The following is a 24,301-nucleotide window of genomic DNA, read 5'->3' on the forward strand; positions in this document are numbered from 1 at the left end:
TTGTTTCAAGCAGGAGTCCTCTTCTATTAGGGGACTCCTTTTTATTTACCACTATTTTTTACAGAAAGCAGGGAAATCGATGTCGAATGAACTTTTGCAAGCATTGGAATTATTAAAATCGAAACAGTGGGTTGACTTAACACATACTTTCGGCCCTAATTCACCACATTTTTTTATGTTTGAGGACGCTAAATTTGAAACATTATTTTCTCATAAGGATGGTTTCTTCGCTCAACAATTCACGTTCCCTGGTCAATATGGCACACATATCGACCCACCCATTCATTTTGTGCGAGATACTCGCTACTTAGAAGAATTAGAACTAAAAGAGCTTGTTCTCCCCCTTGTTGTTATTGATAAATCACAAGAGGCTGCGAGCAACCATGATTTTACATTAAGTGTAGAAGATATTCTTAATTTTGAGGACAAGCATGGAGAAATTGAATCAGGAACATTTGTTGCATTACGTACAGATTGGAGTAAGCGCTGGCCAGATAAAGAGGCTTTCAGTAATAAGGATGCAGATGGACATAACCATATCCCTGGCTGGGGTTTAGAAGCTTTACAGTTTTTACTAACAAAACGTAAGGTAAGCGCAATTGGTCATGAAACATTCGATACAGACTCTGCTGCTAATTTTCGTAAAAATGGCAAGCTAGATGGCGAATATTTTGTGCTTGACCAAGACACCTATCAAATTGAGCTAATGACTAATTTAGACAAGCTACCTGCGAAAGGCGCTATCATCTTCAATATCGTACCTAAGCCAGAAAAAGCATCTGGCTTCCCTGTGCGCTCATTTGCTATTTTGCCATAACATAAAAGTCGGTATAGCGTATACCGACTTTTATGTTTGTCCATTTCTTTTTTTGAATAAAAAGTAAGCAATAAGCATCCCTACAATAAATAAAAGGATAAGATAGATACTATAATGAGTTAAATAGTATCCAACAAATCGCCATTTCTCTCCAAGCATCTCTCCTAATGATATAAATGTGAACGTCCAAATAAATGCCCCTATATAGGCAAAAAGCGCAAACTTTCTATAAGGATAATTATTAATAGCCGCAATATATGCTGTCAAATGGCGTACTCCTGGAATAAAATAGCCAATTAATAATAGGGTAGGTCCTATTTTTGTAAACATCTTTTTCGTAAAGTCAATTTTTTGCTCTGTAATATGAATTCTAGGGCCATATTTCTGCAGTAACGGTAAGCCAAAACGATAACCAATATAGTAGCTTAAGGTAATGCCTCCAACCGCACCAATCATTGCACTGCCCAAAGCAGGAATGTGTTCAAGACTTTCTCGGTAAACACTATAGCCTACATAAGTTAGAAACACCTCATCAGGAAGTGGCACCCCAACAATACCTCCAATTAGAATCACGATAATCCCAAAGTATCCGTAATGTTCAATTAGAGACTGCACGTGATGTGCCATAAATCATCCCACCTAAAATTTATTAAAATCTACCTGCTATATATAGTGTAACCTCAGCGCTCTAAATGACTTGAAGCTGACGTAAAGCAAAATTGATACCGCCATCCGTAGATTTCTTTGTAACAAAATTGGCAGCTCTTTTTAGAGCTTTACTACCATTTCCCATAGCAATTCCTACTCCTACATACTCCAACATATCAATATCATTATCCCCATCCCCAAAGGCAATCGCATTCTTAGGGTCAATATTAAAATAATCAAGCACCGCTTTAATAGCTATAGACTTCGAAACATCCTGCTGTAATACATTCACAATATAAGGATGCCAACGCTGTAAAAATATATTCGAAAATTGGCTAGTATATCTTTTTTCTGCCAGCTCATCCGCATATAAACACATGAGAAAAACCTCTTCATCTACAATTCTTTCATTTATAAGTGGAAAATCCCGTAAAGATAAAGTTTCTTGCATCGCTCTTAAAGCTACTGGACTTTGTATGCTATTCATGGATAGCTGCTCTGTAAAAAATGTTAGGCTATGCTGCTGTTTCTGTGCAAAAGCCTGTACATTGTGGACAATTTCTTTGGCAATCGGAGTTTTATGTATGACAAGTTCCTTATGTTTCACATAGGCTCCATTTGCTGTAATAAAGGTTTCAATCCCCAGCGCTTTTAACTCATAGCACATAGATAAGGGTCTTCCAGTAGCCGCTACAAGATGGATTCCCTTTTCTTGCAATAGTTGAATAGCTTGTTTTGTACTTTCTTCCACACAGCCATCCTCGTAATTAATCAATGTGCCGTCTACATCAAAAAACACGATATTACACTTCATTTTGAGTATCTCCATTATAGTTATTTAGAACCAATAAAATTAAATTTATAATTTTTCTCGCTTGAAATATGTGAAAGTATTTTGACAAAATTTAAGTAAACTATACAACTTCCATTTACACCACCGATAAAAACTATTACAAGCGTATTTATAATAATATTTAACTAAAAATTCCTTGAATATTTTTATTTTAATAATTCTAAAGGAGTATACCAAAGAACACAAAATTGTTAAAATAAAAGATAATAACTTAAATACATTGAACGATAAAATCTTACGTATAAATAGAACAAAAGAAATAAAAATTTAGAACACGCAAAGGAGTTGATTCTTATGGCATTTAACATTTACTACTATGAAAGTAGTGTTGATTGTAAATTTTGCAAAAAGCAGTTTACAACATATAAAGTTCGCCCTAATCGATATAAAATTATCGAAGAACAAACGGATTTCATGCCTGTTTACGATGGTCTAAACCCTTTGCTATATGAAGTTGCTGTATGTCCACATTGTGGCTATGCCTACCATAAATCTATGACACGAACATATGGACCTTTCATGCTACTCATTGATGAACTATACATTAAAGAGCTCCAGAAACCTATGGATATCTGTCAGGAACGTACAATTGATAATGCCATTATCAGTTTTAAGCTCGCCTATTTAGTATCCCGTGCGTCAATGGAAGAATCTCTTTTAATGGCGAATTTCGCTTTAAAAATTGCTTGGCTCTATCGATTAAAAAAGGACGAAGAATCCGAAAAGCGTTATCTTTTTGCAGCTAGAGACTTTTATAGTAAATCCTTTGCCTCTAATCAAGAAGGTGGAGAGAGAATTCAGTTTTTACATGCTGAATTAAGCCTTCGACTTGGTGATATTCCTGAAGCAAAAAAAGGATTTTCACGCTTAATCGCTGATCGAAATGTTTCGCCAAAATATCGCAAGCTTGCACGCAATCGTTGGGAAAATTATAAATATGACGAACAACCCATAACAATTAATGAAATCATTAATTAATGGGACGAGGAGATGACTAATTATGTTGCTATTTCAAAAGAAAATTGATGTGAGAGAAGAGGATATATTTTCAGAGCTACATCATTTTTTATTAAGAAAAAATAATCGCTACCTAACAAACGAAGAAGTTGTCGCTCTAACAGGCGTATCATCTGAGCTGCTTTACAAATGGGTAAAAGGAGGAAAATTAAAGAACTCCATTTTTCCTAATTTAGGGGCGCCATGCGAACGATGTGGACAGATTACGCAAGCTAAAATTTGCGTGAGCTGCTCTTCCTCCATTGTTGGGACATTAAAACAAGAAGAAAAGGATCGTGCATGGTTTAACCAAATTCAACGTAACCATGTAAGAGCAAGTACGTATCACTATAAATAACATCCAACATCTCCATCAAATGGAGGTGTTTTTCTTTTTTACATACTAAATTTAAACTAATTTTAAACAAATTCTTCCTAAACTTTAAACTTGCCTTTCTATAATTAGTATCAATATAAAGTGAAGGGCTGATAATTAATGAGGAAAGCTAGGAAGCATAAGGTTTTATTAAGTTTTGCACTGGCAAGTTTAATGACAGTAAGTGGAGTAGTAAATGTCTCTGCTGCTGTCCCTGTAAATGAGGAGATTATTAAAAACGATTCTGCCGTCAAACAAGCTAGGACTTCTAATGAAGCATTACTTGATTGGAAAAAATGGGCGAATGACCATGCATACAGCCTGTCATCCATCCAGCCTGAAACGTTTAACGGACAAAAAATTCCCGCTAACAAATTTGACGATTTAGAGATGCTAAAACCTTTATTACATGATAAACGTATTGTCTTTTTAGGGGAAAGCTCTCATGGAGTGGCGCAATTCAATCTAGCGAAAACACGTTTAATACAATTTTTACATCAAGATATGGGCTATAATGTCCTTGCCTTTGAAAGTGGTATGGGTAATGTGATGAATGCTCAAGGACAAATTGATAAACAAGCAGCTCTACAAACGATGAAGGATGCCATTTTCGGCGTTTGGTGGACAAAAGAAACGTTGCCTCTGTTTGACTATGCAAAATCGACGCAAGCAACCGAGCAACCTCTTGTACTTACTGGCTTCGATATTCAACAGCAAGGAGCATTTACGAACGGAGATTGGCTGCAAAACCCCAAGTTGGCTCAGCAATTCAATGAAGCTGAGAAGCAACTTGCTGAATGGAGCTCGGGAAAAGATTTGAAGGGCTATCAAAAAGTAAAAGCTACTATAATTGATGTGTATAAACAGGTAAAATCACAAATACAAATCAAAGAAAAAGAGCTACAGGCAGCTTATCCAAAAGAGCCTCATATTGTAAAACTAATGGATCGCACTCTAGCAGATCGTATTCGACTAGCAGACGAATATATAGAGTTAACAATTCAGTCCAATATCGACATTGAACAAAATAATATAGAAGCATTTTTGCAAACTATGGAATGGCGAGATCAAGCGATGATGGAGAACTTACTTTGGTTAGCTGAAGAGGTGTACCCAACAGAAAAGTTTATTGTATGGGCTCATAACGATCATATTCGTAAAGCACAATCGGATGTAATGGGATCTCCTTACCCAGTTAAATTAATGGGGGAACGTTTACCTGATATCTATAAGAAATATAGCTATGTCTTAGGTCTATACATGACTAGTGGAGAGACAGCAAATAATATGGGAGAACCTATGCCTGTTTTACCTCCTGTCAAAGGATCTATTGAAGATATTCTGTCTTCAACAAATAAACCTTACACATTCATCGATTTACGCAATCGTCAAAATGAACGAGGCAATTCATGGATGTTTGAACCACGCTTATCCTATAGTTGGGGAATGATACAGGAAATTCTTGTTCCGCGCGACCAATACGATGGTCTACTTTTAATAGATCAGGTGAATAAACCAACTTATATCAAATAATCTCTCTTATTAAACAATAGCAAACTAGATTTCCTAGTTTGCTATTGTTTTAAGTATTCATCGATATAGTATCCCATTCTTCGCCTTGATATCCAATCATCCAAAATAAGCCCCTCCGTCTTTCCATCACAACACTTTCATTTAATGCTAAAGGAGCTTCTTGTCCATTGATGCGGCTATCTACACAAGCCCAATGTAATCTGTAAATTTTATCCGCCTCATCCACTATATCTTCCTTACTGCGCAGTACCGTTTGACCATAAAATTGCTCAAATGTCTCGCAACGAGAAACTACTTGAATTGCAAATTCACAATCACATACATCGTCAGGGAAATTTAGCTCTTCCACAAGACCCAATGCCCAAATAAGTATCCAATAGGCTTCATATTGCCATGATATATTGACTGCTTCTTGAGCACCAGGATGCTGAGCCTCAAGAAAGCATTTTTCATGCTCCGTTAAAAATTCATGCACCTCATATGTACGTAGCATATTGGTAAAGAACTCTCTAGACCCCTCAATATCACCCTTCTGTGCTACATCACAAGCAAATTGAATAACAATCAACAGGGCAACCGCTCTTCTTGCAATATCCTCTTGGCTTTTAAATTGAAGATTTTCTACTGGTGGTAGCTGAGGAAGCGAAGACGCATAAGGTATCTCCTTCTCTGTTAAAAAAGCTATCGTTCTATTTTTTCGTGCCTCTCCCTGTGCTGATGTGACCTCTTGTGCATGTATCTTTCTTGTGCAAGCATGTGGTTGAAAATCAGATGGACCTGATTCTCCATTAGGATAAACAATAACTATACCGTTCTGATCCAACAAAGTACCATCTGATAGGAAACCAATCCCCCCTATGCTTGCTAGTAATTTTATAAATTGCTGCATATGGTCTTCTGTCATCTCTTTGTCCATTTCGATTGCAACGACCGTATTGAACACTGATATTTGAATCATTATGCGTTCTTTTAGCTGTTCATCTTTAAATGGAATTTTATCGTAAAAGCCCATCATTCCAGGTATATTTTTTGCAAAATAATCAGGGTTCGTATCTTCAGTTAAAATGTTTATAGAACATCTATATTTATTAAATAAACCTCTTGATTTTAATAAATATTCGTTTTCATCTTTTTCAATAATGAAGCTTTTTGCCAATACATCGGATAGTTTATCCTGAATATCATCTGTATCATTTTTGGAAGCGAATATCGTAAAATGGTTCAATCTACTCTCTCCTTAGTCGCATATAGCATTTTAATAACCAATTTTCCAAACAACTAAGCGCTTGGCTAAACAGCTGTTTATTTTTCCGTAGCACCTCATGTTCAACCCAATACGCCAGTAAAGGACGCCATTTTTCTTCGTCTATCATAGTTGTTGGTGTGATTCCCCGCTGCATCATCTGACAAACGGCTCGGATGGATGTTAGCCTCTCTACTTCGTTGCCATTTAACCACTCGTATAACGTCTCTGCGCTTGGTTGTGACTCAGCTAAAAGTGTATCCCACCCATCAATAGGAAACGTGACATAGGATCTCATCCAGTTTATAATATTTGGATGGTGAAATTGGCGTAGACGATATAGGGCAGTATAGGCATCAATTCTATCTTTTTCGATATCCATTAAGATAAAAGATTGTCCTTCATTAACTGGCAAACAATGTACTGTTACATAATCACGCAGCCAGTCAGGTACGTCAATCTGTCCTTGCCAAAGTTCTCTCGCCCAATTTCCCGCCTCACTCGGACATATCTTGACTAAAATTTCACTCCACGCCTTTTGTTCTGATTGAGATTGAGCTCGCTCTAACTTATGTCGAAGAGCCTGATACACCTGTACTCCATCAAAATGCAAAAATGCCTCTTGCACGCTTGTTTTTTTGACACCATGCATGGAAACATAATGAAGTAAAGATGCTAAGCTGGATTGAGCCTGCTGTAAATTAGAGCTTAAATATTGTTCTAGCCAAGTTAGCCATAATTGTGAGCGATCCAATTCAATATCCAATCCATTTTCACTACAAAATTGACGATGCTGTCCGCAGTCTACTCCAATACAGCCTAAAGCCGTCATATTATCAACGTACGAATGAAAGCTGGCAGCAAGCAAATCAAGCTCATCTTCTTCATGGCTCCAATACCAAACGGTTTCGTCGTCAAGCTTAAGAAGAAGAGCATCTCCATTACCAGCCGTAAAAAATTGTAAATATTGCTGTTCATACGATTCATCATTCTCTCCAAAGTAAGGAAAGTCTAGAGCTTTTAGGCTCCAGCCAAACTCACCAGAAGGCGTATCTAGCAATTCAGTGGGAAGTATCGCCTCATCTGGTAATGACCAATAAATACTTACTTGCTTTGAGCAATTTTTCAATAGTTGACGAAACCCATTAGGGATTTGTACTCCAAGTCTTTCCTCAAGCTGCTGTAACTCTTGCTCGGTAGCGACTGGCCGTATTTCAATCGGATGAACATAAGCTCCCTGCTGCTTCAACCGCTCTACCAAATGATTCCAACGCTCAATCCACATTGTCTCTAACCTCCATATAAGGCTCATGTGATGTCATACTTCTTATTTATCGTCAGGAAATCATTTACTGATTAGGCTAACTTTAAATAGAATGACAAAATGCTATTATTTTACTGCCATCTAAACGTTCGTATATGATAAATGACTCAGCTATATTCATTCTTTTCAATTACGTCTTAATGAATTATTTTACTTTCTTTACTTCCATCATAATTTTGGTTACATACTCTTCTTCTCGATTTTTCATTACGGCATCATAAATGTATTCCTCGTATACATACTGACCTAGCTCATAACCCTTTTCATACATGACGTTAAATAACCGTGTGTATGTCTCACCAAGTTTTGAGGAGGCGCCTACATGATAACCAATCAAAAATTCACCCTCTATCGCCTTAAAATAAGGATGCCCTTCTCTTGGATGAGGCTGCTCAATATACAAATAACTATAGTTATCGTAATTCCCAGCTAACACTTGCTCTCTTCTTGTTATCCCTCCAATGGGATACCCTGTATCTAATTGAGAGCGATCCAATTCCTCAATAAAGTCAGATACAGCCTTCACAAACTGCTCTTCTGTAGAATTCTCAATATTTTTACTCAAATATAATGTATCTTCAGGAAAATACTCAATCGTGATGTCCTTAAAATTTAGATGCAGTGCTTCCTCTGTCATTTTGATTTTGACATCAATAATATTTTCAATCATTTCTAGTTCTCTACGTTTCTTCGCAACATGCTCTTTTTGTTGGTGCATCAATTCTAAAAAATTTTCAGGTGATTTCTCTGCCATATAGTGTTGAATATCCTTTAAGGACATCCCCACTGCCTTTAATAATTCAATAACACCGAAAAAATCATATTGAGCAAGTGAATAATACCTATAATCCTTACTATCCTTCATGATGGGAGATAATAAACCAATTTGATCATAATAAATAAGTGTCTGTTTATTGACCTTACATAATTTAGCAAATTCACCAGTTGTAAAATACTTTACATTTTTATTAAGCACTTTTTGAGTTTCCTCCCTTGACTATATAGTTACTATATACTTTAGATTGTACCTATTCAAAATAAAAATAGAAAGGTTTTGACATTATGTTCACGGAGATTCGTGACATTACAGTTTTTAACAAGAAAGAAATTTTAGCATTACGTATCGCTGACAATCAGCAACATTTTATTGAATCTACAGAACAATGCTTAGCAGATGCGAAAATGGATGGACGCTTTACGCCTTTAGGTCTGTATAAAGATAACACCGCTATAGGCTTCGCTATGTACGGCCTATTCCCTCATGATGATTATAGTCAACGAGTATGGCTTGATCGCTATCTAATTGCAGAACAATACCAAGGACAAGGTTTGGGAAAACATTTTTTACAGCAACTTATTCAATATTTAACAGTAAAGTTCAACTGTCCTCAGATATATTTAAGTGTATATGACAATAACGCTGTAGCTATCCAGCTATATAAACAATTCGGTTTTATATTTAATGGTGAGCTAGATGATAAAGGGGAAAAAGTAATGGTTTTGGAGGTGCATGGTTATGACAACCATTAATCCAATTGAAACAAAGCCACTGAAACCATTATTTTTTTCATACTTATTCCCTGCAATGATCGGGATGCTTTTAATGTCCGTCAATATATTGGTAGATGGCATTTTCGTTAGTCATGGTGTGGGACCTACAGCGTTAGCTGGAGTGAATATAGCTGTTCCTATTTTCTCTATTTTGCTCTCTATTTCTCTATGGATTGGCATGGGAGGAGCTACTCTTTTCTCGATTTCTCTAGGAGAGGGCAATAAGCAACGTGCCCATCAACTATTTACATTGGCGTTTTCTACAATGCTAGTGGTTGTCATCACAATTATTGGATTTCTCGCGTTAAATCTAAAGGATATTTCTTATATATTCGGAGCGAGCGATGATACGTATCCATATGTGCAGGAGTATTTACATGTAATTTTGCTCTTTGGGATATTTTACACAATTGAAAATTTATTAAGTATTTTTATTCGGAATGACGGCAACCCAAAATTGGCTATGCTGGGCTTAATTACAACATCGGCTTTGAATATACTCTTAAATTATGTTTTCATCTTCGTACTAGATTATGGCGTGACTGGCTGTGCCTTAGCGACAGCAATAGCTACAATTATAGGTACGTCTGTGCTATGTCTTCATTTTTTCCGTCCTCAATCTGAATTAAAATTTGTCACTTCATTTTTAAATCTATCAGATTTGAAAAAAATTTTTGCTATAGGTTTACCTAGCTTTATTGTTGAAGCTTCCGTTGCAGTTATCGTTATTTTGTATAACGTTACATTTTTACATTATTTAGGTGCGAATGGCGTTACTGCCTATGCAATGGTCAATTATATCCATACTGTCTTGCTGACTATTTTCCTTGGAGTCGGTATGGCTCTACAACCATTAGTAAGCTATCACCACGGGGCAAGATTACTTGAAAGATTAACTGCTTTATTGAAAATCGGTTTAGCTACCGCATTTATTTTAGGATTAACAACAGCTCTTATAGCTCTTCTTTTCCCTTCTCAATTAATGGCGTTATTTGGAGATAGCTCATTTGAAATTCGGAGTATGGCAGCACAGGGCTTTGTACATTTTGCCATTGGCTATGTATTTTTAGGGATCAACATGGTGTTCGCAGAATTCTTTCAATCCATTGAAAAAATTCGTATTGCTACAACAATTATGTTACTACGTAGTATTATCTTATTTATCCCTACTCTCATCATACTACCCAAGATACTTGGCTCGCAGGCTATTTGGTGGACCTTCCCAGTAGCAGAAGGAATTACAGCATTGCTTATTTACTTGTTCATTAGGAAAAATCCAAGAACCCTTTCATCTCCTGACCATGCTTAAATGAAAGGGGACTTCATCAAGGTCCCCTTTTAATATGTTTGCCTAACAAAATTGCATTTTTAGCGTACCTCTTCCTTCTTCTACTATTACTTCCCCAACTGCTCCATTCACTAGAATTAATTGAGGGGGGACATGTCCAATATCTACTTCATAGAAAACTGGTATTCCCATCTCGTCAAAAATATCCCCTAATGCATCCACCAATGTAAAGTCCCCTAGATTTTCATATAGTCCTGCTCGTCCGATTAGAACACCATTACATTTATTGAACCAACCATTATACTTTAATTGCCATAAAGCTCGGTAGATTTTTGCTGCATCCATACCAACACTTTCTAAATACCATATTGTTCCTTCCTCAGAGCAATATTCGTTAATAAATGATTGAACGTAATCGAAGGGCGTACCTATAAGAATTTGCAATGTATTTAAACAGCCACCTATCAACCTACCTGTCATACGATTACTACGCTCTTGGTTTAGAACTTTCCATTCGGTTTCACTGTCAAAATAAAATCCTGTAGCAGGATTTTTATAAACTTGCTCCCAGCTCGATTGAAAATAGTGAGAAGAGCTTTGAGTTATTGAATGACCAGTCTTACATGTAATTACGTCTATCCATTTAGAAGAAAGTTCATCCCATTGAGGTGCAGATAATTCAGTAAAATTCACCCCATGTGCGGATGCGTACCCCGTCATGGTTGTGTATACAAAAGATAAAGTACTAATATCTGAATACCCTAATATCCATTTGGGTCCCGCTTTTTTTAATTCGTCCCAATCGATTAAAGGTAATAACTCCATTAGAAAACTGCCTCCCCACGGTGGCATGACGACATCTATTCGCTCATCTAATAAATAGTCCATAAGTTCAGAGACTCGCTTTTCTTTTGTTGTACTTCTACCTTTAAGCTGCGTCCAGGTAGTATTTCCAATAATAACTTTCATTCCTCTTTGTATTAATTGTTTTTCAGCTTCTGTTATTAATAGATGAAGATGCTGTTCGACTCCACTAGAGGGTGCTGTCACGCCAATCGTAAGAGGCGTTTTTAAAGTAGGATATTGTATTTTCATTTACCATCTCTCCTTTATGCCTGCAAAAAATAATTGTTTTACAACAACAAGATGATTTTGGGTCTCTTAATTAGTTTTGCTATATCAGATTTAGAATGCATTTTAACTAAAAATACAGCTATGAAAGTTTCAACACTATTTCTGTCCTTCACACACAGAAATTTTTACCAATTATACTTGTGTTCAGAAAAAAAACCAACACAAAAATCTGTGCTGGTTAAATTTCTACTTTTGAATTTTCATATACTCATCACGCAACAGACTCATAATGATTTCATCAGAAAATGTATTATTCATAAACAAGGCCTGCCTCAAAACACCTTCTTTTTTAAAGCCGACCTTTTCATAGGATTTAATTGCTCTACTATTGTGTGAATATACCTGTAATTCTAAGCGATTCAGATTTAGCTCCTCAAATGTAAATCTTTGAGCAAGCCTAACTGCTTCTGAACCCATACCTCTGCCACAATTCTCTATATTATGTAAAGCTATACGGAACACTGCCTTTTTATTATCTAAATCAACCTCCATAATCGCCAAATCACCAATTACCTGATCATTATCAACTAAACAAATAGCAAAATCATAGCGAGAAGAATCTGCTTTAAAGCGTTTGATCGCCTCTTTGATTTGTTCCTTTGTTAAAATATTCCGTGTTCCTGTCATATACATGATTTCTTCATTTTGAAAGCATCTTATAATACTATCACTATCATCTTCACGTATTTCTCTTAAATAGACCTGTTGACCTTTTATCAATATAAACACCTCTTGTGCATTAAATAAGGAATCATCATATATGTAGATGATTCCTTTGTTTGGAACTATTCCATTTGTTTTTCAGTGTGTACCTTTACCGATTTCTTCGCAGGGTCTTCCGAGGAGGTTACACCTAGAATATCAAGCAGGAACATAAATAGTGGAATACCTATGATTAGTCCCCATACACCAAGGAAATGCTCAGAAAAGAGAATGACCATAAACGTATAGAAAATCGGTAAATCTGTTTTGGCAGACATAAGCTTTGGATTTAAGAAGTAAGCTTCAATGGCATGTAAAACCATGACAATAACTAAAATATAGACGATGTACATCAAGCCACCGATGCTATATGCGATAATACTTAATGGTATTAATGAGATGATAACGCCTGCGACTGGAACTAAGCCTAAAATAAAGAGCATAATCCCAAGTGCAATCAAATGTGGGAAGCCCATAATAGAAAGGGCAATGACGGATAACACACAGTTAACAGCAGCAATAATAAATTGTGCTTCAATTACTTTACCAAATGAGCGGATAAATATTCTTGAGAAATAATGAAGCTCATCGTAAAGCGGCCCAATTTTACTATCCTTAAACTTAGCTGTAAACTCAATAATACGATTCTTTTCTAACAAGATGAATAAACTCAAAATTAGAGAAATCAATATTTGCATAATGATTTTACCAATATTCGTAATATTTTTAAGAGTTAAATCCACACCTTGCTCTAAATATTTCCCGAGCTCTATTTTCTCAAAAGTCGGTGCTAAGTATCTCGCAATCTCATTGTCATCTGGGTCGAGATTAAAACTTGCAATGAGGTCGAAAAGCTGTGTGATCTGCTGGGTCACAATCGGTAAATATTTGTAAATAACAGCTACAATACCCGCAACAAGTAAAAGATATAATGTTACCGTCACAGCTTTTTCATTCATCGGCGCATATTTTCTTATGCTTTTCGTGGTCTTGGTAGTAAGCTGGTTCATCAAATAAGTAATAATAAACGTAAGTAAAATTAGATTGATCATACTACGCATTAAATATAATGCAAGAGCAATCCCAACTAGAATAATAAAACGCTTAAATCCATTACTCCGAAAGAAATTATTCATTTATTCACTCCTTCTACAAAACGGCCTCGCTGCCTCTGCTACCTAGGGGCTACACTATAAAATTGATTTATAACAATACGCATCATTCTTATGTAAAAATTTCCCTCTCATTTAATGAGTATAGCCATCTACCTTCAAAATAAGACGAAATGTATGTTTCTTTTAGAAGTGTCTGTATAAAACCTAAGGCGGGTTTGAAGTGAATTGTATGTCTTGTCAAATTAAAAAGTCGAAACTCTTATCCTTTGTGAAAGCTTTACCAGCGTATTAGCCAAAATTCTATAAATCTATTATAACCCTTTAAACTAGCATATCCAATTTGTATGTTCTTTTATAATGGTATTTGTATAGAACTTTTAACAACTATTACTTTATGCTATTTTGATTAGAGATATAAATTAAACAGAGACAAGGACTGATTCTATGAAAATTGCGAGAAACCCTCAGAACATTCATCCACCTGTTGCTCCTTATGTTCATCAAATTGAGGTGACGGGGCCTCAGAGGTGGTTAACACTATCTGGACAAATCGGCATGATAACTGATGGATCTATACCTGAAGATGCAATAGCTCAATTGAAGATAGCACTTGAAAATATTAAAAGAAATCTAGATAGTGCCGATATGGAAGTTCAAGATATTACAAAGCTCGTCTTTTATTTAGTGGGAGATATGGATGCTATTCAACGAAAGGAAATTATCAGTGACTTCTTGGGGGAACATCTTCCATGTACAACATTAATGTATGTCGTTGCACTCGCTACACCAGCTTTAAAGGTTGAGATTGACGCATGGGCTTGTAAGGAATTATAAATTCATCCTATGTTTTATAAACTAAATGTGTGCATTTTTATTTTTTCAATGCCCCTTTAGCACTGCTAAAGGGGCATTGCCTTATTATTTAAGTAATGTTAGCGTTGTTGCAATAGCGTTATCAACAAACGAGCGTTGTGGCTGCGATTTCAGCATAACTGTTAACCCTATTAACGCAACAATTAATGCTTGCGCTAAAGACTTTGCATCCGTGTTCGCCTCTAATTCTCCTGATTGAATTCCCCGTTCAATTGTCTCCTGAAAAATTACTGATAGATAGAGTTGATGCTCTCTCGTCAAAATCTCGAACTTCTCATCATGTGGAGCTAATTCAACCATTGTATTGATACAAAAGCAGCCATTACTAAGATCTTTTGTATATTCTGCAGTAATCACATCTTCAAAAAATATAGAAAACGCCTGTTTTACAGAGGCATAACTTTGAAGTTTTGTCCGTATTTCGGATGCGCGAGATGTCGTATATCTACGAAGTGCCGCTTCAAATAGCTCCTTTTTATCCCCAAACGTTGAATAAATACTAGGACGCTGAATCCCCATTCTAGCCGTAAGATCACTTAAAGAAGTCGCTTCATATCCTTTCTCCCAAAATAATTGCATTGCGGCCTCTAACACTTTTGCCTCATCAAATTCACGCGTTCTTGCCATTATAGATACACCCCCATTAGAAAGAAATAGTAAGTTAATCATTATATTTTACGATACTAAACAGTATGTAATTATTTTATATCTTGCTTTTTTTATTGTCAATTTCATTTCATCAACCGAATTAAGAAGAAAATATATCTCAATTAAACATTGACAAGTCAAATGTAGTTACGATATATTTACCAATAATTATTTTGTACCGAACGGTATATTATAATCACAATTCAATTAAAAAGGGAGGTTATAGTGTGGACAATGCAAATGATGCGATTCATATAAATCAATCATCATCTATATCCCGAACTGTAACAATATTATTCGCTACAGCCTGCGGAATGTCTGTTGCCAATATTTATTTTGCTCAGCCGCTGCTAGATGAATTATCGAATGATTTTGCTATTGATCAATCAATTATTGGTTTGATTATTACTATCACACAAATTTTCTATGGGCTAGGCTTACTTCTTCTAGTACCACTTGGCGATTTACTAAATCAAGGACACTTGATTATAGGACAAATGCTATTATCCATAGTGGCTTTGCTCATAGTGGGTACTGCAACCTATGTTGCAGTGCTATTTGCGGGTATCGCCTTAGTTGGTCTACTTGCCGTTGTAACACAGTCGATGGTGGCATTCGCAGCAACTATGGCTTCTTCTACAGAGCGTGGTCGTGTCGTTGGCATTGTCACAAGTGGCATCGTCATAGGTATACTGCTGGCTCGTACCTTTGCTGGTCTATTAACAGATCTAGCGGGCTGGCGTTCTGTCTATCTTGTCTCTGCCGCCCTCTTGCTGTTAATGGTTGGTCTGTTTCTAAAAGTGTTACCAAAAGGAGAACGAGAAGTAAAATCACTATCCTATTGGCAGCTAATTCAATCCGTGTTTACCCTGTTTATTCAAGAACGAACATTACGCATCCGCTCAGTTATAGCCATGCTAATTTTTGCTGATTTCAGTATTTTGTGGACGCCCCTTGTTCTGCCACTTAGTGCGCCACCATTATCTCTTTCACACAGTGTCATTGGAGCATTTGGTCTTGTTGGAGTGGCTGGTGCTTTAGCTGCTGCACATGCAGGAAAGTTAGCAGATCGGGGATATGGTCAAAAAACAACAGGTATTGCCTTAATGCTTTTACTCCTTTCCTGGTTGTTTATCAACTATTTAGAACAATCGTTATGGGCATTAGTTGTAGGTATCGTGTTGCTTGATTTGGCTGTACAGGCAGTTCATGTCACAAACCAGGCGATGATTCTCCCATTACGTACAGAAGCACGTAGCCGTCTTACAGCTGGCTATATGGTGTTCTATTCTATCGGAAGCGCAGGCGGTTCAATCGCTTCTACACAGACGTATGTACTCTTCGGCTGGGAAGGTGTATCCTTCCTTGGAGCTTCTATCAGTACAATCGCCCTTCTTTTTTGGGCAATGACAAAACGATTTTCAAATTATTAGTTTGATAGGAGAGATAACAAATGGAAATAGGAATTACTTCTTTTGTAGAAACAAAACCAGATGTTCAGAGTGGTGAAGTAATTAGTCATGCACAGCGTTTACGTGAAGTAGTAGAAGAAATCATTCTTGCAGATCAAGTAGGTTTGGATGTTTTTGGCATCGGCGAGCATCATCGAGAAGACTATGCTGCATCTTCTCCAGCAATGGTGCTATCTGCTGCTGCTTCTCAAACGAAAAGCATTCGACTCACAAGTGCTGTAACTGTTCTTTCTTCAGCAGATCCTGTGCGTGTCTTTCAGGATTTTGCCACATTGGATGGACTATCAAATGGACGTGCAGAGATCATGGCAGGTCGTGGTTCTTTTATCGAATCCTTCCCCTTATTTGGCTACGATTTACATGACTATGATGAACTATTTGAGGAACATTTAGACCTACTACTTAGCATTCGTCATTCTGAGAAAGTAATTTGGGAAGGAAGACATCGACCAGCAATCAATCATTTAGGTGTGTATCCTAGACCAGTTCAAAAATCTCTTCCAATCTGGGTAGCTAGTGGAGGAAATCAACAATCTGCTGTTCGGGCTGGGCTTTTAGGTTTACCCCTAATGTTAGCAATTATTGGTGGCAGCCCAATACAATTTGCTCCGATTGTTCAGCTATATAAAAAGGCAGCACTTCATGCAGGTCATAATTTATCAAAACTTCAGGTAGGTGCTCATTCAATAGGTTTTGTTGGACCGAGTACGGAATGGGCAGCAGACACCTTTTTCCCATCAACAATGGCTGGTATGAATAAATTAGGCAAGGAAAGAGGCTGGCCCTATTATGACCGTTCCAGTTATAATGCTGCACGAAGTTTTGAAGGAGCACTCTATGTCGGTGATCCAGATACTGTTGCTAAAAAAATTATTCACCTACGCAAGCACGTAGGAATTACACGATTTATGCTGTACGTGCCTTTAAGTACCATGCCACATGATCAAGTCATGCAAGCTATCGAACTACTAGGTAAAGAGGTTGCTCCTCGTGTACGTGAAGAAGTGGCTAAATGGGAGGCAGAAATGGAACAAGAAGCACATCCGCTTTTTTAAAGTCTTTTGTGTGTAAAAGCGAAGTAAATTTGTATTATGGTATTGATAATAAAAAAAGCGAAAATGTTATTAACTCAACATTTTCGCTTGATTAAATTCTATTCGTACAAGTTCGCTATCTGTAACAGGCAAAGAGCAGCTGTTTCATTTATCTGCTCTACAAGTTTCTCGCTCTGAATTACTTTAAGGATTAATCGAAATCAAGCGACTTTCTCCCTTTAATCCAGTTCACGTACATTAATGGGAATTAATGTTCTTTCCAATTGTTCACGGTGCTGCTCGTACTGAGGTGGCAACATTAATTGACGACCCATTGTCTCTTTTGTCTCGTCATGAGCAAATCCAGGAGGATCTGTAGCGATTTCAAATAAAATTTCGCCAGGTTCACGGAAATAAATCGCATTAAAATAATTACGATCTTTTACTTCTGTTACATGTTGTCCATGATTCATCACATACTCTTGCCATTCTAAATGATCTTTATTATCTTGAGCTCTCCACGCAATATGATGCACAGTTCCTACACCCATTTGGCCACGTTGACCTGCAACTGTTTTTAAATCCACTGTATTGCCGATTTCTGCACTAGAAGTATAACGCGTATAGTCACCTTCCGTCGCTACCTTTTCAAGACCCATTACTTCTGTTAAAACTTTTGCAGTTTCTTCAGGGTGACTTGAGAATAGTGTAGCTCCACCAAATCCTTTGATAGCAACCTCAGGTGTTACTTCACCAAAAGACCATTCGTTGAGCCCGCCTTCCGCACGTGCCACGAGCTCAATATGCAATCCATGTGGATCATCGAATTGAATGACTTGCTCACCAAAACGTTCAGCTTTTTGGAAAGGAATTGAAAATTTCGCTAAGCGATTAACCCAAAATGGCAGTGCCCCTTCTGGTACAACATACGTTGTAACGCCAACCTGGCCATCACCAATACGTCCTTGATAAGCATTAGCCCAAGGGAAGAAGGTAATGATTGTTCCTGGTTTCCCACCCTTGTCACCGAAGTATAAATGATATGTGCCCGGATCATCAAAGTTTACTGTTTGTTTTACTAAACGTAAGCCTAATACTCCTGCATAAAAATCAATATTCTCTTGCGGATGTCCTACGATCGCTGTGATATGGTGTATACCTGCTGTATGTTTCTTCATGTTAACAAGCCCTTTCATGACTATTTTTCTCCCCTATACTGTGCCCTTTTTAAACCTATCTCAATCTGTAAAAGCTTAGCGAATTGTATATAACGCTTTAGACCATGGGATCAATTGATCTAACATTTGGTTTACTGAATCTATTTGTACTTCTTTTGGTTTGAATTCTGTGCCATTTTCAAAATCTGTGAATAATGATAGTGCTGGATGAACACGCACATCTGCGATTAAAAGCTCACCCATAATCCCACGTAAATGTTCTGCTGCACGAGCACCGCCTACAGAACCATAAGACACGATCCCAGCTGCTTTGTTATTCCATTCAACACGTAAGTAGTCTAGTGCATTTTTTAATGCACCTGTAATAGAGTGATTGTATTCTTGTACGATGAATACAAAGCCATCTTGTTTAGCAATAATTTCTGACCAACCTTGTGCTCCTGAAGCATCCTGTCCTGGCTCACCCAATAATGGTAATTTATAGTCAGCAATATCAATCACTGTATAATTGGCATCTCCGCGTTGATCTGCAATTTCCTTTACCCACTGTGCTACTTGAGGGCTTACACGTCCCTCACGAGTTGATCCAATAATAATACCGATATTTAATTCTGCCATTGTTTGTTCCTCCTCTTTTTTTGTACGAAATAATTTATTAAAAAACCCCATAATTGTACCTCCTGACGAAGCTAAAGGTTCGAATTCATTTATCTTGAATTTATTTATCTTGAATTCGAGATAATGATAACACGATATTTTTATAAACGTCAACAACTTTGTTTTGAAAATTAAAAAGGCAGAGATAATTAATTCTCTACCTTTCCTAAAAGCTTATAAACTTGTGATTTTAAATAACGATATTGACTATCATTAGTATCTTGAAAAGCCTCTACTCTATTTGAATCAATATCTTGGTAGTCGATTAGGGACGGAAATTGTTCCTCCGAGAAATCCTTTCTTTCTCCATTAATGATATTATAAAAGTGCCAGCCTTCCTCAAGAAATGTCTTTCTAATTTCTCCGCCAAGAATATCCTGCACAACTAATGAAGTGACGCCACATTGTCCTTTTGCAGGGTTGTCCACACTCCATTTAGAACTTGATTGTGTGGACCATGATTTTCTTAAGGCATTTAATACGTCTTTTTCCATGCTGTAACTCCTCTCAAATACTTTAAAATGGGACTTCATCTATTTTTATTGGTGTCGACTTCCCTACTACCCAATCATCTTTAATGGCACCATAGACAATACTATCTGTCACGGTACCATCCCCATTTTCCCAAGCATTTCTTAAATACCCTTCCTTCACAAAGCCAGCTTTACTAAAGCATTTTCGCATTCCGATATTATCAACTCTTGTATAGCCTTCAATGCGAATCTTCCCTCTTTCGCCAAACAGGTATTCTTGTAGCCAATGAAGTGCTTTGACACCGTATCCTTTGCCTCGAACAGTTGCATCTAAGCGCAAATCAAAAAGAGGGATCGTATCATCTATATCATGAATAAAGATAACGCCAACTTTTTCTCCATCTTCAAGTATCCAATGTGTTTCACGATTGTTCTGATAGTACCCCTCTGCATATGCGGTGCGAACAGCCTCTTCTTTTATGTATGGATTGGTGTGATACAACCATTTATTTTGCGTTAATAAATGAACTAAATCATTAATTTCTTCTTTAAATAATTTGATTTCCATAACTATCTCCTTCCTTTATATGTCCTCACATATATCTGAAAAAATAAAGTTAGTTTTTGTATGCGCATATGGCTGCAATGCATCAATAAACTGCTCTACTTCAGGAAAAGATTGAAAATGCCCCTTTAATAAAAAACATGATTCACCTGAAATGCGATAACAGAAGTCTATATTTGTATAAACCTTCAGATATTCTTTAAAATCTGCATAGCGGTTATTTTTGATTGTCGCCTCAACAATCGCTTCAATTGGATAACCCAAGGCTTTTTTATTAATATCCAATGTATATCTCTTAATGATCTTCTGTTCCTCTAATTGTCTTATTCTTTCGCGAACTGCTGGTGCAGATAAATGAACCCTTCTTCCTAGCTCGCTCATAGAAATTCGACTATCTGCCTTTAATTCTTTTAGTATTATTTCATTCATGAAATCCATTGTGTAGATATCCCTTCTTTTTAAAAGAAAACAATCATATTTCCCTTCGAATTTATATGTTAACTTCGTTATTAACATTTTACACTATTTAATAGAAGGAGGAATGATTGATGACGCTTATTCAATTACATGACAAGGGCTTAACACCCTTTCAACAATTATTAGGCTACAACGAGGGAATTCAGCTTCACTGGCAGCAGTTAGGAGATGTACTAGAAGAAGAGGGACATCTATCTGCTCCTTTAAAAGAAGAGGTGCGAAAAACATTAGCTCAAAAAAACGGATGTCAGTATTGTCAGGCTAAAGGGAAGCCCAATCCTCAGCACTATGATGAGAAAACAGCAGTATGTACAGGTTTTGCAGAAGCATTCTTGTCTGCTAAGGGGCACACCGCCCCCAATGTCACGGCTGTATTAAAAGAATATTTAACAGAAGCGGAGATTAGTGAGCTACTAGCATTTATTTGCTTCACGACAGCACAGCAATATTTTGGCGCACTCATGCAATTAAAATAATAAGGAGCTAGGGGCGAAACCCTAGCTCCTATTCAGGATGCTATCCTTTTAATTCCATTTTATGAGCTATATCTATAATAAATTTCTTATTAAGCTCTTCTTTCATATTATTTTCAGCATCCACCATCACTTGTTCAATGAGACAGCCTTGATGATGGAAGGAATCGTTGTGTTCAGAGGAACAACTAAATAATGAGGTTTGTCCTTCAATTGCATATATCACATCTAAAAACGATATTTCTTGGGGGCGCTTAGAAATGCGGTAACCACCGTTAACACCTGGATTCGACTCAATTAAACCTGCTTTCACTAGCTTTGTTAATATTTTCGATAGATAGGTTGGAGATAATTTTTGTATTTCTGCTAAAGACTCTACACTCATTGATTTCCCTTTAGGATTGCGTGTTAAAAACACCATTGTATGTAAAGCATAGTTTGTTGCTTTTGAATACTTCATCATTCATCACCCTTCATTCAGGACCTTTATTATCTGCAATTAAAACACATTCTATCATATTTGAAGAAAAAAGCATGTTTTGTATGAAAACACGCTTTTATGATCCCTAGTCATGCTGTCCATAACCCGCTTCTCCAGCAAGCGCATCAGCCTTTGTTACATGTACAGTCCCAAATGGATGATTTGGCGGCGCATAAATCGTGTAAAGCTTCAGGGGTTTATCCCCTGTATTCGTAATATTATGCCAGGTTCCTGCTGGTACCATAATAGCCGTATCTTCTGCGACATGTCTCTGATAGTTTAAATAATCTCTAGTTGGCCCCATTTGAGTTAATCCATGCCCCTCCTCAATACAAATGAATTGGTCCACATGTGGGTGTACTTCTAAACCAATATCTTCTCCGACATTAAGACTCATCACCGTTACTTGTAAGTTTGACCCTGTCCACAATGCGGTACGATAATTATTATTGCGCTTTGTAGCCTCTTCAATGTCGATAACAAATGGTGTTGGTCCAAAATCATTCTGGACATTACTTCTTGGCGCTCGTTCTGCCTGATTTGGATAGGCCCAATAAACAGGTTGATAACCGTAATGATACGATTGATAATTACCGTAATAAGGGTGGTACATTTATCTCAATCCTCTCATGCATGATAACGCTATAGTATGCAATTGAATGAAAGAAGGTACTCACATGTAGTGTGACTTAATTGAGTAATATTTATATATAGACTGGAGGTAGGTACCATGAATACTAGATTAACAAAAAAACTTGCAGGTAATCCTGCGATTAAATGGTTTTCTGGACACGTTGTTAAACATGAATGGATTGTAGAAGTGAAGCAGAGTTAGGATTCGATTTACCACCATCCTATTTCTGGTGGTTAAAAAATTATGGCAATGGACAGCTGAATGATGGAACTATTCTCTCAATCGGTCAACCAGCTTACAGAGACATCAATGATCATGATATTCTCTATATACATCGCCTTAACTTGGCTGATGAGGATTGGTGTAAACAGTATCCGAATAGATTGGATTTATTTGTTCCAGACTCTGACGAATTGTACTTCTTTGATCGATCGTCTAAAGATGAACACGGCGAATTTCCAGTTATGTGCTATGACTTAATGAATGACATGATCTATGAATATGCCTCTTCATTCTCAGAATTTCTTGAAAAACTGATTGATGAGCGTAGCCAATAGTATGAGTTGCCTTATCTATGGGCAACTCACAACTCGGAAAATTTCTCTTTCAAATATTTACGAAATTTATCATCTGTAAGAAATTTCAATTGAAAACTATTCATACTATTGGAGAGCTTAATCTGCTCCATTGTATTTAAGTTGTTAGCGAAAAAGGCTATCTCTGTTTGATTTCCATCTTTATCTTCCGCGTAGGCTGCTAATGTTAACACAAATGCAGTCGATCCTCCCTTTTGACCAGCATGTTTTAACCATGCTTGATTTCTAGGATTCTGCATCAATTGCTCCAACACGGGATCTAAATATTTATGTACTTCTGGACTTAAGAAATTTTTACCATTTAATTTTTCTAAAATAGAGATGTAATCATTTGTTGTGGCCCTTATTAAACGATCAGACCATATCTTTTGAAAATCCATATTGAGCATTTTTTGAGCTTTTGTTTTCTCCTCAATTGTTAAAGGATGTTCTATCCAATTTGCATGAATAGCCAATGCACGTTCACGATATTCAACCATATCCATTTTTCGCAATGCAGTTAACGTTGCTTTTTTCGTTAAATTTTTTTCCTCCATCAAGTGAATGGGAATATAAAGTGCACTTACAATTGGATACAAAGGTTCATGATGCTCTACATTTAACTGTGTAAGCACATCATTAATTATTTGAAAGTCTAATACATGCATTAAATATTCCGTATTTGCATTGGAGCTATAGGCAATCATGCCATTTGCTACTTCACTTAAAGGTACACTATCTGCACCCTGAAGGTTTAACTGCGCCAACCATGCTTTATGTGCGCCACCATCTGTTTTAGGAATGTAAAATGCCTCTAACTCCTTTAGATTTACTTGCTCTTTAGGATTAATACGGCCATCAGCTGCTTGTTGCGCATAGGCGATGGCTACGATTATTTTAACCGTACTTGCTAACGGTAGCTGTTGCTTGGTGTTTAGCTCCACCCAATGTTGTTGATTATATTGAATGGCTACGGAAATATTTTTATCCTCTTTATGTTCCTTGATAAATTGCACGATATATTCAGGATCGTTCTTCTTGATTTCTTTTTGAAACTTCCAAAAAATAATGCTACATACAAAACCTATACAAACCAGAACACCGCCAATCATCCAATATAACTTTTTCATAATCATTCCTCCATCACTCAGCTGCTTCTAACAACCATTGCTGTAATGCTG

The 24,301-nt window shown here is 36.8% G+C and carries 29 protein-coding genes; 12 read left to right on the plus strand and 17 right to left on the minus strand.

The genetic code is table 11. From position 1 onward, the window contains the following. Positions 1-79: 79 nt before the first annotated feature. Positions 80-817 carry a cyclase family protein gene (locus LCP48_RS22000; protein ID WP_036218851.1) on the plus strand — a complete coding sequence of 246 codons (738 nt, stop codon included), beginning with the start codon at positions 80-82 and terminating at the stop codon, positions 815-817. A 30-nt stretch (positions 818-847) separates the two neighbouring features. Here the strand turns inward: LCP48_RS22000 and LCP48_RS22005 are convergent, their stop codons facing one another. Together LCP48_RS22005 and LCP48_RS22010 are read right to left on the minus strand one after the other, a co-directional pair. Continuing rightward, positions 848-1,444 carry a DedA family protein gene (locus LCP48_RS22005; RefSeq protein ID WP_004231661.1) on the minus strand — a complete coding sequence of 199 codons (597 nt, stop codon included), beginning with the start codon at positions 1,442-1,444 and terminating at the stop codon, positions 848-850. 61 nt (positions 1,445-1,505) lie between these two features. After that, a complete protein-coding gene (locus LCP48_RS22010) occupies positions 1,506-2,279 on the minus strand; it encodes a Cof-type HAD-IIB family hydrolase (RefSeq protein ID WP_004231659.1) in 774 nt (257 codons plus the stop codon). Positions 2,280-2,612: 333 nt separating this feature from the next. Between LCP48_RS22010 and LCP48_RS22015 the strand changes: the two genes are divergently transcribed. From LCP48_RS22015 to LCP48_RS22025, 3 genes are all read left to right on the plus strand, one after another. Then, positions 2,613-3,296: a DUF2225 domain-containing protein gene (locus LCP48_RS22015; protein WP_004231657.1), complete on the plus strand. Its 684-nt coding sequence runs from the start codon at positions 2,613-2,615 to the stop codon at positions 3,294-3,296. A gap of 22 nt (positions 3,297-3,318) precedes the next feature. Continuing rightward, positions 3,319-3,672, plus strand: coding sequence for a hypothetical protein (locus tag LCP48_RS22020; RefSeq protein WP_004231651.1), 354 nt, complete (start codon positions 3,319-3,321; stop codon positions 3,670-3,672). A gap of 138 nt (positions 3,673-3,810) precedes the next feature. Then, entirely contained in the window at positions 3,811-5,223 is a 1,413-nt protein-coding gene (locus LCP48_RS22025; RefSeq protein WP_225340520.1) for an erythromycin esterase family protein, read from the plus strand. Between the two features lie 49 nt (positions 5,224-5,272). On the opposite strand, the gene LCP48_RS22030 is transcribed toward LCP48_RS22025, so the two are convergent. From LCP48_RS22030 to LCP48_RS22040, 3 genes are all read right to left on the minus strand, one after another. Further along, the gene (locus LCP48_RS22030; RefSeq protein ID WP_202342318.1) at positions 5,273-6,448 is read right to left on the minus strand and encodes a DUF4272 domain-containing protein; all 1,176 of its coding nucleotides are present in this window, start codon (positions 6,446-6,448) and stop codon (positions 5,273-5,275) included. Position 6,449: 1 nt separating this feature from the next. Further along, positions 6,450-7,751, minus strand: a complete 1,302-nt coding sequence (locus LCP48_RS22035; protein WP_004231624.1) for an SMI1/KNR4 family protein — start codon at positions 7,749-7,751, stop codon at positions 6,450-6,452. 184 nt (positions 7,752-7,935) lie between these two features. After that, positions 7,936-8,766, minus strand: a complete 831-nt coding sequence (locus LCP48_RS22040; RefSeq protein WP_004231620.1) for a MerR family transcriptional regulator — start codon at positions 8,764-8,766, stop codon at positions 7,936-7,938. An 86-nt stretch (positions 8,767-8,852) separates the two neighbouring features. On the opposite strand from LCP48_RS22040, the gene LCP48_RS22045 reads away from it, so the two are divergent. Further along, positions 8,853-9,320, plus strand: coding sequence for a GNAT family N-acetyltransferase (locus LCP48_RS22045; RefSeq protein WP_225340521.1), 468 nt, complete (start codon positions 8,853-8,855; stop codon positions 9,318-9,320). Further along, the gene (locus LCP48_RS22050; protein WP_225340522.1) at positions 9,307-10,650 is read left to right on the plus strand and encodes an MATE family efflux transporter; all 1,344 of its coding nucleotides are present in this window, start codon (positions 9,307-9,309) and stop codon (positions 10,648-10,650) included. Before LCP48_RS22045 ends, LCP48_RS22050 begins: the two co-directional genes overlap by 14 nt. A 42-nt stretch (positions 10,651-10,692) precedes the next feature. Here LCP48_RS22050 and LCP48_RS22055 read toward each other — a convergent pair whose 3' ends face one another. The 3 genes from LCP48_RS22055 to LCP48_RS22065 form a co-directional block, all read right to left on the minus strand. Continuing rightward, a complete protein-coding gene (locus LCP48_RS22055; RefSeq protein ID WP_066037941.1) occupies positions 10,693-11,724 on the minus strand; it encodes a S66 family peptidase in 1,032 nt (343 codons plus the stop codon). Between the two features lie 225 nt (positions 11,725-11,949). Then, positions 11,950-12,483 carry a GNAT family N-acetyltransferase gene (locus tag LCP48_RS22060; protein WP_048394011.1) on the minus strand — a complete coding sequence of 178 codons (534 nt, stop codon included), beginning with the start codon at positions 12,481-12,483 and terminating at the stop codon, positions 11,950-11,952. A gap of 65 nt (positions 12,484-12,548) precedes the next feature. Beyond that, positions 12,549-13,601: an AI-2E family transporter gene (locus LCP48_RS22065; protein ID WP_225340523.1), complete on the minus strand. Its 1,053-nt coding sequence runs from the start codon at positions 13,599-13,601 to the stop codon at positions 12,549-12,551. Positions 13,602-14,024: 423 nt separating this feature from the next. Here LCP48_RS22065 and LCP48_RS22070 point away from each other — a divergent pair, with 423 nt between their 5' ends. Then, positions 14,025-14,414 (plus strand): RidA family protein, encoded by a 390-nt coding sequence (locus tag LCP48_RS22070; protein ID WP_004231586.1) that lies wholly within the window; start codon positions 14,025-14,027, stop codon positions 14,412-14,414. 84 nt (positions 14,415-14,498) lie between these two features. Here LCP48_RS22070 and LCP48_RS22075 read toward each other — a convergent pair whose 3' ends face one another. Beyond that, positions 14,499-15,080 (minus strand): TetR/AcrR family transcriptional regulator, encoded by a 582-nt coding sequence (locus tag LCP48_RS22075; protein WP_004231585.1) that lies wholly within the window; start codon positions 15,078-15,080, stop codon positions 14,499-14,501. Positions 15,081-15,328: 248 nt separating this feature from the next. Between LCP48_RS22075 and LCP48_RS22080 the strand changes: the two genes are divergently transcribed. Beyond that, positions 15,329-16,534: an MFS transporter gene (locus LCP48_RS22080; protein WP_225340524.1), complete on the plus strand. Its 1,206-nt coding sequence runs from the start codon at positions 15,329-15,331 to the stop codon at positions 16,532-16,534. A 20-nt stretch (positions 16,535-16,554) separates the two neighbouring features. Next, on the plus strand, positions 16,555-17,628 hold the full coding sequence (locus tag LCP48_RS22085; RefSeq protein WP_004231583.1) for an LLM class flavin-dependent oxidoreductase: 1,074 nt from the start codon (positions 16,555-16,557) through the stop codon (positions 17,626-17,628). Between the two features lie 218 nt (positions 17,629-17,846). Here the strand turns inward: LCP48_RS22085 and LCP48_RS22090 are convergent, their stop codons facing one another. The 5 genes from LCP48_RS22090 to LCP48_RS22110 all read right to left on the minus strand — a co-directional run bounded on the left by LCP48_RS22090 (position 17,847) and on the right by LCP48_RS22110 (position 20,918). Further along, on the minus strand, positions 17,847-18,785 hold the full coding sequence (locus LCP48_RS22090; protein ID WP_004231582.1) for a ring-cleaving dioxygenase: 939 nt from the start codon (positions 18,783-18,785) through the stop codon (positions 17,847-17,849). A gap of 75 nt (positions 18,786-18,860) precedes the next feature. Further along, entirely contained in the window at positions 18,861-19,454 is a 594-nt protein-coding gene (locus LCP48_RS22095; RefSeq protein ID WP_004231581.1) for an NADPH-dependent FMN reductase, read from the minus strand. Between the two features lie 137 nt (positions 19,455-19,591). Continuing rightward, complete coding sequence (locus LCP48_RS22100; protein WP_004231579.1) at positions 19,592-19,936, minus strand: YunG family protein; 345 nt, start codon at positions 19,934-19,936, stop codon at positions 19,592-19,594. 22 nt (positions 19,937-19,958) lie between these two features. Continuing rightward, positions 19,959-20,483 carry a GNAT family N-acetyltransferase gene (locus LCP48_RS22105; protein ID WP_225340525.1) on the minus strand — a complete coding sequence of 175 codons (525 nt, stop codon included), beginning with the start codon at positions 20,481-20,483 and terminating at the stop codon, positions 19,959-19,961. A gap of 15 nt (positions 20,484-20,498) precedes the next feature. Beyond that, a complete protein-coding gene (locus LCP48_RS22110) occupies positions 20,499-20,918 on the minus strand; it encodes an Lrp/AsnC family transcriptional regulator (protein ID WP_004231573.1) in 420 nt (139 codons plus the stop codon). A gap of 110 nt (positions 20,919-21,028) precedes the next feature. On the opposite strand from LCP48_RS22110, the gene LCP48_RS22115 reads away from it, so the two are divergent. Then, positions 21,029-21,433, plus strand: coding sequence for a carboxymuconolactone decarboxylase family protein (locus LCP48_RS22115; protein ID WP_004231571.1), 405 nt, complete (start codon positions 21,029-21,031; stop codon positions 21,431-21,433). Positions 21,434-21,473: 40 nt separating this feature from the next. Here LCP48_RS22115 and LCP48_RS22120 read toward each other — a convergent pair whose 3' ends face one another. Next, on the minus strand, positions 21,474-21,893 hold the full coding sequence (locus LCP48_RS22120; RefSeq protein WP_004231570.1) for an Rrf2 family transcriptional regulator: 420 nt from the start codon (positions 21,891-21,893) through the stop codon (positions 21,474-21,476). Positions 21,894-21,996: 103 nt separating this feature from the next. Next, positions 21,997-22,524: a cupin domain-containing protein gene (locus LCP48_RS22125; RefSeq protein WP_004231568.1), complete on the minus strand. Its 528-nt coding sequence runs from the start codon at positions 22,522-22,524 to the stop codon at positions 21,997-21,999. Between the two features lie 117 nt (positions 22,525-22,641). Here LCP48_RS22125 and LCP48_RS22130 point away from each other — a divergent pair, with 117 nt between their 5' ends. Both LCP48_RS22130 and LCP48_RS22135 read left to right on the plus strand, forming a co-directional pair. Then, complete coding sequence (locus LCP48_RS22130) at positions 22,642-22,746, plus strand: hypothetical protein (RefSeq protein ID WP_004231567.1); 105 nt, start codon at positions 22,642-22,644, stop codon at positions 22,744-22,746. Continuing rightward, entirely contained in the window at positions 22,719-23,102 is a 384-nt protein-coding gene (locus LCP48_RS22135; RefSeq protein ID WP_004231566.1) for an SMI1/KNR4 family protein, read from the plus strand. Before LCP48_RS22130 ends, LCP48_RS22135 begins: the two co-directional genes overlap by 28 nt. A 26-nt stretch (positions 23,103-23,128) precedes the next feature. Here the strand turns inward: LCP48_RS22135 and LCP48_RS22140 are convergent, their stop codons facing one another. After that, positions 23,129-24,250 carry a serine hydrolase gene (locus tag LCP48_RS22140; RefSeq protein ID WP_004231565.1) on the minus strand — a complete coding sequence of 374 codons (1,122 nt, stop codon included), beginning with the start codon at positions 24,248-24,250 and terminating at the stop codon, positions 23,129-23,131. Between the last annotated feature and the right edge of the window lie 51 nt (positions 24,251-24,301).

Origin of the sequence: Lysinibacillus capsici, assembly GCF_020217405.1 — a bacterium.
GTDB lineage: Bacteria > Bacillota > Bacilli > Bacillales_A > Planococcaceae > Lysinibacillus > Lysinibacillus capsici.